Raw genomic sequence first — 12,439 nt, forward strand, 5'->3', positions numbered from 1 at the left:
TACATACCTAACAATATTGTGACCTATTTTTCAATACTTTTCAGATGACCTCTTAAATAATTTCATTTTGTTGTCCTCTAATCCAGTTTATAAAAATCGACGCCGTCTTTTATTTTTTTTTGTTTATACCATTCATAATCCTTTGAAACATGTCCCAAGTCTAATGCCTGATAGCCATGTTTAGCCAAGTCATAAGCAAGTATTGTTGCAGTAGGACCCAGAATACAAATAACCAGATTATCTTTTGGTATCGTTAAAGCGTTTTCTAATATGGAATCATATTCAAAATAGGCGTCACGTGTTGGTCCAAATTGGTAATTTACAGAATTTGCATTTTCAAAAATATCATACTCATGATTATCTCTGATTCCCTTACCCTGTATTATGGTAACATCTCTTTTATCCCATATTTTTTTCATTCTATTAAAGTGTTTTTCAAAATCATATTCCATGTATGTTGAATATAATTGAGAAAATTCAGTATTGTAATATTGTTTATTAAAATCAAATAACGTTAAAAATTTTTCCTGGTTTCTGGCTCCCCACCAACTTCTAATAAATTTTACAGCATCAGGATAAATACCTTTCAAAGACTTAAAATAAATACTCGCAATACCTATATAAATATTTTCATCGTTGGAAACTAAAATATCTCTTAGCCTTTTTGCCATATCAGGAGGTACTTTTTGATAGGCCATATCATATCCCAGTGCGGCCATAAATTCGCCGTCTCCATACCGGGCTATTGATTTTTTGTTTTTAATTAAGTCTTCAATGGTTTCTTCTGCTGTTTTAATTTTTGGCACAGGCAAATCCGCCAACTCATCCTTTAATTCATATCTGTAATTGTTCAATATTGCATTTATTTCTTCGTAAGAAACACTATTAGATGCCTTTAAGTTTATTTGTTTAATATCAAATCTGAATAGATATCTTAGGTTATTTAAAAAAGTAATCAAACTCAATTTTTAATCTCCTTGGCCGGATTTCCGACAACTATTTTATTACAATTAACATCTTTTGTCACAACAGAACCTGCTCCTATTAAAGCATTTTCTCCTATTGTTATGCCCGGAAGTATTACGGCACCGGCACCAATTGAAGCACCTCTTTTAACAATTGTTTTTGAAATTTTACCTCGTTGTTGTTTTGATTTTGGATATTTATCGTTTGAGAATGTTACGTTAGGACCAATAAAAACATCATCTTCTATCTCAATATCGTCCCATATTTGTACGCCACACTTAATAGTCACATTATTCCCAATCTTTACATCATTTTCGATAAAACAGTGGCTGCAAATATTGCAATTTTTGCCTATTTCTGCGTTCTCTAAAATCACACAAAATTGCCATATTTTTGTATTTTCACCAATATTTTTACTTTTAACTTCTGAAGACTTATGAAATAGTGAGTTCATTACCAACCTCTTTGATTATTTTAGCCGGATTACCGGCAATTATAACATTGTCAGGAAACGATTTGGTAACAATGCTGCCTGCTGCAATTGTGCAATTGTTTCCGATACTGACACCTTTCATTATCATTACATTTGAGCCAATAAAAACATTATCGCCAATTGTCACAGGTTGAGCAGGTGAGGGTTGGTCTCTTTTTTTAGGATTAATTCCGTGAAAATCAGTATCGTATGCATGAAAATTATATCCAATAAGACAATTACTTCCAATTGCAATCTTTGAACCGTCACTGATTATACAAGCATTATTATTAATATGTGTTTTAGCCCCAATTTCTATTATTGAATCAGATGATCTTGCTTCAATATGCATATATCCTGAATAAAAATATGGTGAAGGAAAATATCCAAGTTCGGAATTATCTCCAATTAAAATATTTCCATTTCCTAAAAATAAAATTGGTTGTGAAAGAATATACTTTCCTTTTGGGTTTATATTGGATAATATTTTTTTATATAAATATTTTTTAAAATTAAATAATAAATGAAAATATTTATGTATCAACTTCTTCTTCATAATACCCCTTTTTCAATATTGTAAAAATCAGGTATATTAAATTTGTTTTGCACTTTAACAAAATTTTTCGACAGTAATTCTTCTTCTGAAAGACTTTGATTATTTATAGCATTATTCAGACAAAAATCCACTAAATCCTTATTGTTTTCATTATTTGCAGATGAATTTTTGAATTTTTGAATAATATTTTTACGGCTTAAGCCAAAATGTTGCATTGTAACCTCTCCCAAAAATCTAAATTTAGATTTTTTATTTATCGGGATAATTTTAGAAGGGTCTAATAATATCGGATAATAACCGCCCCCATTTAATATTAATTTTGAATTTTTATCAATTTTATATATAAAAGGCGCAAACCAAGTTTCGTAGTTTATATTCCTATATATAGGCAAATGCGAATAAAAGACCTGATTACAAGCTGAATGAGATATATTTTGATCTATAATAATTTTTTTTGCCTTTTCGAACTCTTCTTTATCATAAAACTCGTCTGTATCTAAAAGCATGAAATAATTACAGCCTGCTTTTTTAGCCGCTTCTAATCCAATATTTCTTTTTTTCACTTCGTTATCATTTGGACTTATCGAAGTATTTAATACAGGTGTGAAAAATAGAATTTCATCAATAAGTCCTTTATTTTTCAACTCAATTAATGTTTGTTGTAACTTTGGGTCGCAGGGATTTCCAAACCAAGACAATTCTTGCCAAACAACGTTTATATAGTCTGCAAGAGGACGAATATTAAGTAATGAAGATTCTAGCAGTTCTTCTCCATCCCAAACAGAATAAGAAACTCCTAATTTCATCTTTTCAGTATTTTGGTCAATATTTATGAATTTAGTTCTTAAATATTTTCTCCAATTTTTTATAGGAATTAATGAGCATAAAAGTTTTATGATGTGCGATTTCATCTGTTGGAGTACCTTTATATAATTTAATCTTCTTTTATAACAGCAATAAAATTACTGTATATCAAAATTTCTTGCCGTTCTTCATATTGAGTAAATTCGAACAATCCATCTCTAAGTACTCTATAAATTTTGTAGTTCTCTTTTAATAAATACCAGAAATCTCTAAAAAAAGTTCTTGAATCAACATTGCATCCGCCAAATTCAAATTGTATTATTTTAATTTTTTTTGCATTTAACATGTTTTTCGCACCATTTAATACGTTAAATTCATGTCCTTCAACATCTAATTTTAATACATCAATATAATTAATATTATTAGCCTGACAATACAGGTCTAGGGTTTTCAATTCAACTTCTTCTTTAATATGCAGATTTATATTAAAATGTTCAATTTTTCGATCGTATAAACTTGCTAAATCCGAACTGGGAGTGTCTTTGTATAAAGTAAGTGTCTCTTCTTTGTCACTTAATCCAAAATTATTCAATTTAACATTTGGATTATTTATATTTTTATTTAACTTTTCAAATGTTGCTTTTGATGGTTCAAAAGCGTGCAGATAAAGTTTTTTATTTATGCAACCTTTTAATATTTCTGTTGAATAGTTACCAACGTTCGCACCAACGTCAAATATAGTAACATCTTCATTTTCAATCATGTTAATCATATTAATCATATTTTTTATAGTTAAATCTTCACCCGAATCACTAAGTTCTAAAGTACCGCCAATATTTAATCCTATTATTGAGCATTTATGAAGTTCATTGAAAAGGACTTGATAATCTTCAAGCCCCCCCTTTTCTTGAGTGAATTTTTTCATAAATTTTATTATACGTTTATGTATTTTTCTTCTTATAAGTTTCTTTATCATTCTGTTTTTCCTTATTATTCTTACAATTTAAGCATTATTAACCATGTTGAAAAAATGGTTATAGTCTCTTATATATTCATTTTCATCGTAATATTCGTTAGATAAAACAAGCAGCACTGTATTATGAGAGAATTCATACATTTCTTTCCAAACAAGCTTATTTAAATATAAAGCTTTTTGCGGTTTATTAAGCAAAATATCATCTTGTTCCTTCCCTGTATCAACTTTAACTCTACAGCTTCCTGATATAACAATCAAAAGAAATTCCGATTTTTTATTTGCATGCACGCCTCTTGTGATTTCACCTTTTGTGTCAAATATGTAAAAAGCCCTTTTTACTTCAAAAGGGACATTTTGATTCTTTTCAAAAGCAACTAAAGAGCCTCTATCATCTCCATTTACATTTAAATCTATTAATTTATATTGCATTCCCTACTCCAGACATTTATATAAACCTATTATAGAGCTTAAATATTTCTATAGGGTAATTCTTCATAATATTTAACAATTAAACACATACTTACTTAATAAACTTTAGCATTATACTATATTAATGAAATCTATACAGTACTAAACTTTATTAAGGACATTATTAATGATTAAATATTTAATTAAGTTTTTTTGCCTTCTAATACCATTTAAAAATTACAGAAAAAAATTCAGAACGTTATTGTTTGATTCATTGGTGACAAAAGAAATGAGTTTTAAAAAAGCAATAATTTTGCTTTTTAAAAAAAGGTTTGTCCGTTTTAAAACAACTCCTGAGTTTTTTACTTTTAAAAAAACTAATAATGCGATAGTTTCAATAATTATTCCTGTATATAATCAATACAATTTTACTCGTCTTTGCTTATGGTCAATTTTGCAAAATACAAAAGATCTCTCGTATGAAATTATAATTGCAGATGATAACTCTAATGATGAAACTGAATATATTCAAAAAAAGATTGGTAATCTAACAATAATTCGCAATTCACAAAATCTGGGTTTTCTAAGAAACTGCAATAATGCTGCTAAACACGCAAATGGAAAATATTTATTATTTTTAAATAATGATACTCAAGTTCAACCCATGTGGCTGTCTTCTTTGGTTGAACTTATTGAAAGTGATGAAAATATCGGTATGGTTGGTTCGAAGCTTGTATTTCCAAATTCAACGATTCAAGAAGCAGGAGCTTATATAAGTAGAGAAGGGCAAAGCTATAGGCATGGTCAAAATAAAAATCCATTCCTGAATCAATTTAATAATATTAAAGAAGTAGACTATATATCAGGAGCTTCTATTTTATTATCAAGAGAATTGTGGAAAGAACTTGATGGATTTGATGAAATTTATGATAAAGCTTACTATGAAGATGTTGATTTAGCCTTTAAAGTAAGGGAACTTAAAGGTTTAAGAGTAATGTATCAACCAGGCTCTGAAGTTATACATTTTGAAGGAACATCTCATAATGAAAAAGCATTATTATATTCAAATATAAACAAAGATAAGTTTGTTGAGAAATGGGCTACGGTTTTAAACGAAAAGCATTTGATTTTTGATAAATTACTTCAAAAATACAAATAAAATCACTAGACTTGTTAAAAATTGGTTAAAACTTTAGAAATCAAAATCTTTATATTTTTGAGTTTTAAAATAATTTTTAAAATTTCGTGGATATTTTAAAGGATTAGGTACTTCAGGATATTTTGTTTTAATAAATCTTTCAAATATGCCTACTTTACTTCCTGAATAGGGCGTTCCTCCCATTTGAATCCATTCTTTATAATTTTCATTCCATTCTTGATTGTTATAAAAATTCCAGAATTTTTCTGCACAATAAGGATGCAAAACAGAAGCGGTTGAAGCATTTTTTGACCTGGGGTGGCAATTATATTTTTCATCAATATTAAAAATATCAAGCTTGAATTCCTCAAGCAAAATGTTGATAATCCCTTGATCCGCACAGTAAAGATGTTCAGAAAGTTCATTAGTTTTTTTATAACACCATTCTTTTATATCTTTGTAATTTAGAAGAGTATCATTGAAAATGATTACTCCTGCATTATAAAAACAACTTTCCATATTATAATCATCAATATTTTTAGTGAAATTAATTTTTAATGGTTGCTTGGTCTGCCAGAGACCTATTTGCGCATCAAAGTCTGCCACAAGGGGAGTCAAGTTGCCTTTAATCAGAAGATCAACATCAAGCCATAAAACTTTTTTGTATTCATTTAATAAAGTTAAACACTCATATCTTGAAAAAGTCATTTGAGTAAATCGATCACAGGTAGATTTGGAATGTATTTCTCCTGTAGTGGGATAGTTGTATTCGATAAAATTAATTGGAATTATTTGGTTTAATAATTTTTTATCATTTGATGATATATTTTGACCAAAAACAATTATCTCGTATGGAATTTCAATTTTGTATTTTTTTAGCCCCATCAAGACATTTGCAAGTCCAAAAGTTATATTTCCTGTTGCTCCTAAAACTATTGCTAATTGTTTTTTCATTGTAAAACCTTTATATATGATTGTTTTGTTAATTCAGCCGTTTCTTTCCAACTAAATCTTTTTAATTGTTCTCTTCCTCTAATAATAAGTTCCTGTCTTAGAGTTTCATTATAAATCAATTTCTTTGTGCCTTCTTCCATAGATTCATTACTATAAGGATCTATATAAATGGCTGCATTTTGGGCAATTTCAGGGAAAGAACTTGTATTACTGCTTAGCAAGGGACAATCACATTGAAACGCCTCAAGAATCGGGAACCCGAAACCTTCGTAAAGACTCGGAAAAACAAAACATAAAGCATTCTTATAGAAAGTTATGAGAGATTCTTCTTTATCTATAGGTTTGTAAATTATCTTATTCGTTAATTTAAGAGAATCAATTAAATCTTTTTCTTCTTCCGTAAAAGGATTTCCACCTGCTGAAACTAAATAGAGTGATTCATCTTCATTTAAAATATTACTTATTGATAATAAATAATTAATAAAATTTTTATATTTAGATCTTTGTCCAACAAACAGTATATACCTCTCAGGTAAATCATATTTTTTCATTTGTTTTTCTAAAGATTCAAACGGTAAACCATGATAGATTACATCAATTTTATCTTCATCAATCTCACAAAACTTAATTATATCGTTTTTGGTATTTTCTGATATTGCAATAATCCTATTTGCTTTTTCAATGAGTCTATTTTTAATTTTAATAGTTTCATCTGCCTTTTTATCAAAGACAAAATATTCAGGTAAAACTTCGTTAGTCATATCATGAACGGTTAAAATATAAGGTTTGTTTTTTATGTAATTTAAAAAGTAGTCATCAAAATAAGTAGGGTGATAAATATCAAAATCCTGATCAATAAGTTCTTTTATAGTTTTATTTCTATTTATTGCATTTAATAATTTAATAGACTGCTTTTTAAAAGGGATATTTCTCCCATTTAAGCTGAATGCGTTTATGAATTGAAGATTTTTTAGATATTTGTTATCTGAATATATTAACGGAAGCTTGAAATTTATATCCGTTTCCTTATAAAATTCTTCCAAAAGTTTTTTATAATATAACGAAATGCCACCAAATATTTGCAGATTAAAAATTTGTGGGTCATATAATATTTTCATAAAAATATTAAAAAATCCTTTTTAATGTTAATTACGTATAAATTGTCAAAGTCAGTATAACATACTTACTTTTTTGTTATAATAATTTTCAAATTCAGAATACAGGTTATGAAGTATGTTCAGTAAAATTAAAATTGCTTTCATAAAGAATGATGGTTTAACACTTGGCGGGACCGAAAAATTCTTACAAACTATAGCAGCAGGACTTCCTAAAAACGAATTTGAAGTTGATTATTTCTATGCAAATCAGGAAGACAATCCGCCTAATGAAGCAAGAAAACAGTATTTAATTGACAATGGTGTTAATGTTATAGAGTTTAAAACAACTAAACAAAGAGTTCATAGAGGAAAAATCTGGTTAGATAAAACAAATTTTTTTGATGTATTCAAAAATAATTATGACTTAATCCAAACAGGCAGATGCGGTTTATATGAAGAGCCGTTCTGTAATATTAAAAATATTCCGATAGTTGATTCTTTACATTATGTTGTAGGCGTTGATAATCAATATAACATTTCTCGAGTAATGCACATAAGCAACTTCAGCAGAGATAAATGGATTGAAATGAGTGGAGATAAAGATAGAATTGTTATGGTTTCTCACCCCATGATTATTCCTGAAGTTCAATTTAAAAATTTCAGAGCAGAACTCGGACTTCAAGATAAGTTCATTTACGGATTTCATCAAAGAAATGACAATGCTATTTTTTCTGATATTCCGTTAAAAGCTTTTAAAGAAATTTCTGATAACAATAATGCGTTTGTGATTTTGGGAGCAGGAGATAATTATAAAAAACAAGCTGCAGCGCTTGGACTTGATAATGTTTATTTTTTAGATCATACCGGCGATTTTGTGATTATTTATAATTTTATAAAAATGCTCAATGTATACGCACATGGAAGAAAAGACGGCGAACTCAACTCAACTGCAATTGCAGAAGCTCTTCATTTTGGAAAGCCTATTGTTTCTCACATCTCTGAGGCATTTAACGGACATGTAGAATGTATAGGAAATGCAGGATTTGTAGTAAATAATTATGTTGAATACGCCCAAAAATTAAAAGAAATTGAAACAAATACAGAATTTTATAAAGATTTATCTGAAAAAGCTTTAAACAGGTTTGATGAAATGTATAATTATGAAAAGCAAATGCAAAATATTATGAATATTTACAGAGATGTAATAAAAAATCCTTATACTCACAAACTAAAACGAATTTATCTTGATATAAAACAACTTTTTCCTTTGAGAAGACACAGGAGATTCAAATGATTTATGATTGTTTTATGTTCTATAACGAGCTTGAACTTCTTGAAATCAGATTTAATGAGCTTAACGAAGTTGTTGACAAGTTTGTTATAGTAGAATCTTCAAAAACTTTTACTAATCAACCCAAAAAACTTATTTTTGACGAAAATAAACAAAAATTTTCAGCTTTTAAAGAAAAAATAATTCATATTGTAATAGATGAATTTCCCGGATGCAAATCCGCATGGGAATGTGAAATTTTTCAAAGAAATGCAATCGAAAAAGGTCTTAAAAGCTGCAAACCTGACGAAATAATTATAATTTCTGATGTTGATGAAATACCAAATGCAAAAGCTCTCGCTAATTGTATAAATTTTGAAGGGATAAAAGTTCTTAAACAAAATCAATATAATTTTTATCTTAATTACATAAATGATAAAGAACCATATTGGCTCAGAGGTCCAAGGGTTTTGTTTTATAAAGACTTTAGTAAAACTGCTAACGAAATAAGAAACATTCAAGGACAAATAATTGAGAATGGCGGATGGCATTTTAGTTTTCTTGGAGGCATTCAAAAAGTAAAAGAAAAAATTCAATCATTTGCTCATCAAGAATACAACAACGAGTATTACTTGAATGAAGTCCGATTAAATAATTTAATTTTAGACGGTGTAGATATCTTTGAGAGAGGATATAAATACAAAATTGTTAATATTGACAATACTTTCCCTGAATATATCGTTAAAAATAAAGAAAAATATAAAAATTTAATTTTAAAAACTGCCCCTGTTTTTCACAGGCTTAAAAATATTTTAATACAGTCCAAAAGGCACGATAAGAAATATGTAGACACTATTAATCCGATAAATGACAATCCTATTTTGGATTTTATCGCTCCTACTTCCAAAAAAGTCCTTGAAATAGGAACAAGCGAAGGATTAAAAGAAATAATTTCAAAAAAATTTAATCTGACGGACTACTTTAATGCGGAAATTAATAACGGAGTTTGCGAAGTTGACACATTGTCCGAGGATTATTTTGATTGCGCAATTCTGGATGAAACTTTACCACAACTTTATAATCCTATTGAAATTTTGAACAAAATAAAGCCTAAATTAAATAAAAATGGTTATGTATTAATGGTTATTCCTAATTTTAGATATATTAAAATCTTAAATCAAATTATTTTTAAGAAAAATTTTCAATATAAAGAATTAGGAGTTTTATCAGAAAAAAATATTCGTTTTTTTACACGCAAAAGTTTATTTGATGCTATAAGCAAGTCAGGTTACTTTGCTATAACCTTAAAAGGATTGAATCCCGACAATTCCCTTGAATTTCTTATTAAGAATGCGATAACTTTTAATAATCTATATGATTGCAAGCACGAAAAGTTTTTATGCGTAATTAAGTGTTAGCTATTATCTAATTTATAATATTATCAAATTTTCGTATATTGTTTTTATTATCCTGTTTGAATTTTTCATAAGGATATTGTTGTAATGTATTGCTAATACACTTACTTTTGTAATCAAACATACCTTTAATTCCACAAAAAGCTTTTTTGTATTTACAGTTATAAATGAATTCTTTATTAAATACAGGTCGTTCAGATCCGCATAATTTCGTTGTTTCTATGTTAGAGGCTACAATATCGCATCCTTCCGCTATATTTGAAATTCCTTCAATTGAAATTTGTTGAGGTTTAACTTTGAATATTTTTTCAAATCTCCAGAACATATCTCCGTCTTCTTCTCCAAAAGCTATTAATCTTTCATCAAAATATTTTAATTTATGAGCAAGTTGTTTGGAAATAACAAAATGAGACCAGCTGTTATTTAGAATCAGCAAATCATTTTTCAAATCATCATTATTTTTTTTCATTATTCTTGCTTCTATTAAAGGAATAATTTGAGAATCTTCAAATTTAATATCATCATTTAATATTAGTATATGATCTGTAGGTGAATGAATAATAAGGGTATTCCACATTTTGCTCAAGCCTGTGAACGCCGGGAAAAAAACAGGATAAGCCTTTTTAATTGTTGACAAATATTGTAATAATGATTTTCGATATTTTTCATCGAAATCTTCTTCATTATCAGCATTAATGGTTATAAGAATACTTATGTCTTCATCAAAACTCCTGATTTGATTAATTAAATTTTTTAACAAATCAAATCGTCTTTTAAAAGTTGTAATTCCTATTGAAAGCATAATAAATTATTTTAACCCCTTATTATAATGGTGATGAAGATTTAGATTAAGAAAATTATCATATTCAAAAGTTAAAAATAATCCAAAGTATCTTTCCATCAAGCCGCCTTGTATTCGATATTTATGTTCAGTATCAAGCAGTTCCAATTTTTTATTTTTTACAATATATTCCATAAAACCCATCATTTTTTCAAATGTTTTTATATCAATTAAAAAACAAGAACATAAATTTATGTATTTTTTGTCGAAAAAATCTTGAATAGAATAATTTATATTAAAATAATCGTTATAATCTTTAAGAATAAAATCATAACAATTTAATCCATCACCTACAAGAGTATTTGGTTGATTTATATCAGCTAAAATCTTTTGGTTATAATCATTTATCGTATTATGCATCTCAAAACAAACGTGACCTGTAAGTGTATTCTTGATGTAATTATTAATTCTTTTTGTAATATCTGTTTTATGTGTTTCAATAATTTTAAGCTCTTTGTCATAATGCAAAAATCCGATAAAATCTAAATTTTTATATAGTTCTTTATTGTGATAAATGTTATAAATCGCTTCACTTTCTGCCCACCATTTACCCAAATTCTGAAAATTTTGCAATTCGATTTGATGCACAATGCTATATTTGTCTGAAATCTGCATTTTGTCGGAAGAAACATCAAATATAATATAATTATTTTTATTAAAGAGCTTATCTTTTTTATACATATGATCATGAACTACATTGTGCGAAACTATGTAGACTTTCCACTTTTTGACAATATTTTGTTCAAAATTATAAAATTCATTTAATTTTAGTTTTTCCAACAATTTTCTGAATTTAATTTTATTTATTTTTCTGGGAAAAAATTTCCTTAATAAATTAGTATTATTGAGCTCTTGTTTTGAAAAATATTTTTCCTGAATTTTTGTTCGTTCTTGTTCGTGAACCACATTGAATTTCTCATCTGAACTCAATCCGCCTAAACTAAAAATTGAAATAGGCAAATCAACATATTTGTAGTCGCCACCATTTTGGAAATAATTAACATACCATTCATAATCTCCAGCGATTTTATTGCTTTCATTATAGAAACCATATTTTTCAAAAGTTTCTTTTCTGAAAAATGTCGCCGGATGAAAAACCGAACTGGTAATTAGTCTAATTTTATCTACTATTTTATGGTTTTCATAATACATTTCGCCTGTATAACGATTTAGCATTAATATATTTCCCAGCAACAATCCAGCTTTAGATTGTTGAGATTGCTCAACAAATTTTTCAACCACCAATTCATTAATTAAACTATCATCCGCATTTAAGAAAAATAACAAATCCCCTGTGGCTAATTTTATACCTTTATTCATGGCATTATAAACACCATTATCAGACTCGACTATTAGTTTTGTTACTTTATCTTTATATTTTTCTATAATTTCCAATGTTTTATCACTAGAAGCGCCATCAACGATAATATATTCGATATTATCATAAGTTTGATTAGCGACACTTCTTATAGTTTCTTCGATTGTATCCTGTGCATTAAAACAGGCAGTTATTATTGAAATTTTCATTTTAATTAAATACTT

At 27.7% G+C, this 12,439-nt stretch carries 13 protein-coding genes; 3 read left to right on the top strand and 10 right to left on the bottom strand.

All coding sequences use genetic code 11. The annotated features are described in order from the left end of the window. Positions 1 to 77: 77 nt before the first annotated feature. The 6 genes from WCG23_07325 to WCG23_07350 are packed head-to-tail and all read right to left on the bottom strand — an operon-like array spanning position 78 to position 4,203. Positions 78 to 965 (bottom strand): GT-D fold domain-containing glycosyltransferase, encoded by an 888-nt coding sequence (locus WCG23_07325; GenBank protein MEI8389682.1) that lies wholly within the window; start codon positions 963 to 965, stop codon positions 78 to 80. Beyond that, entirely contained in the window at positions 962 to 1,420 is a 459-nt protein-coding gene (locus WCG23_07330; protein ID MEI8389683.1) for a DapH/DapD/GlmU-related protein, read from the bottom strand. Before WCG23_07330 ends, WCG23_07325 begins: the two co-directional genes overlap by 4 nt. Next, positions 1,401 to 1,994, bottom strand: coding sequence for a DapH/DapD/GlmU-related protein (locus tag WCG23_07335; GenBank protein MEI8389684.1), 594 nt, complete (start codon positions 1,992 to 1,994; stop codon positions 1,401 to 1,403). The genes WCG23_07330 and WCG23_07335 overlap by 20 nt, the downstream gene beginning before the upstream one ends. After that, complete coding sequence (locus WCG23_07340) at positions 1,991 to 2,905, bottom strand: hypothetical protein (GenBank protein MEI8389685.1); 915 nt, start codon at positions 2,903 to 2,905, stop codon at positions 1,991 to 1,993. Before WCG23_07340 ends, WCG23_07335 begins: the two co-directional genes overlap by 4 nt. Before the next feature lie 23 nt (positions 2,906 to 2,928). Then, complete coding sequence (locus tag WCG23_07345) at positions 2,929 to 3,774, bottom strand: FkbM family methyltransferase (protein MEI8389686.1); 846 nt, start codon at positions 3,772 to 3,774, stop codon at positions 2,929 to 2,931. Positions 3,775 to 3,801: 27 nt separating this feature from the next. Further along, positions 3,802 to 4,203, bottom strand: coding sequence for an FdtA/QdtA family cupin domain-containing protein (locus tag WCG23_07350; GenBank protein MEI8389687.1), 402 nt, complete (start codon positions 4,201 to 4,203; stop codon positions 3,802 to 3,804). A 268-nt stretch (positions 4,204 to 4,471) separates the two neighbouring features. Between WCG23_07350 and WCG23_07355 the strand changes: the two genes are divergently transcribed. Next, positions 4,472 to 5,341, top strand: a complete 870-nt coding sequence (locus WCG23_07355) for a glycosyltransferase family 2 protein (protein ID MEI8389688.1) — start codon at positions 4,472 to 4,474, stop codon at positions 5,339 to 5,341. A gap of 33 nt (positions 5,342 to 5,374) precedes the next feature. Here the strand turns inward: WCG23_07355 and WCG23_07360 are convergent, their stop codons facing one another. Next, positions 5,375 to 6,274, bottom strand: a complete 900-nt coding sequence (locus WCG23_07360; GenBank protein ID MEI8389689.1) for a glycosyltransferase — start codon at positions 6,272 to 6,274, stop codon at positions 5,375 to 5,377. Further along, complete coding sequence (locus WCG23_07365) at positions 6,271 to 7,392, bottom strand: glycosyltransferase family 1 protein (protein MEI8389690.1); 1,122 nt, start codon at positions 7,390 to 7,392, stop codon at positions 6,271 to 6,273. Before WCG23_07365 ends, WCG23_07360 begins: the two co-directional genes overlap by 4 nt. 115 nt (positions 7,393 to 7,507) lie before the next feature. Here WCG23_07365 and WCG23_07370 point away from each other — a divergent pair, with 115 nt between their 5' ends. Together WCG23_07370 and WCG23_07375 are read left to right on the top strand one after the other, a co-directional pair. Next, positions 7,508 to 8,665: a glycosyltransferase family 4 protein gene (locus WCG23_07370; protein MEI8389691.1), complete on the top strand. Its 1,158-nt coding sequence runs from the start codon at positions 7,508 to 7,510 to the stop codon at positions 8,663 to 8,665. Beyond that, entirely contained in the window at positions 8,662 to 10,059 is a 1,398-nt protein-coding gene (locus tag WCG23_07375) for a hypothetical protein (protein ID MEI8389692.1), read from the top strand. Before WCG23_07370 ends, WCG23_07375 begins: the two co-directional genes overlap by 4 nt. A gap of 7 nt (positions 10,060 to 10,066) precedes the next feature. Here the strand turns inward: WCG23_07375 and WCG23_07380 are convergent, their stop codons facing one another. Both WCG23_07380 and WCG23_07385 read right to left on the bottom strand, forming a co-directional pair. Beyond that, on the bottom strand, positions 10,067 to 10,858 hold the full coding sequence (locus tag WCG23_07380; GenBank protein ID MEI8389693.1) for a hypothetical protein: 792 nt from the start codon (positions 10,856 to 10,858) through the stop codon (positions 10,067 to 10,069). Between the two features lie 6 nt (positions 10,859 to 10,864). After that, on the bottom strand, positions 10,865 to 12,424 hold the full coding sequence (locus WCG23_07385) for a glycosyltransferase family 2 protein (GenBank protein MEI8389694.1): 1,560 nt from the start codon (positions 12,422 to 12,424) through the stop codon (positions 10,865 to 10,867). Positions 12,425 to 12,439 lie beyond the last annotated feature (15 nt).

This window comes from bacterium (genome assembly GCA_037147175.1).
GTDB lineage: Bacteria > Cyanobacteriota > Vampirovibrionia > Gastranaerophilales > UBA9971 > UBA9971.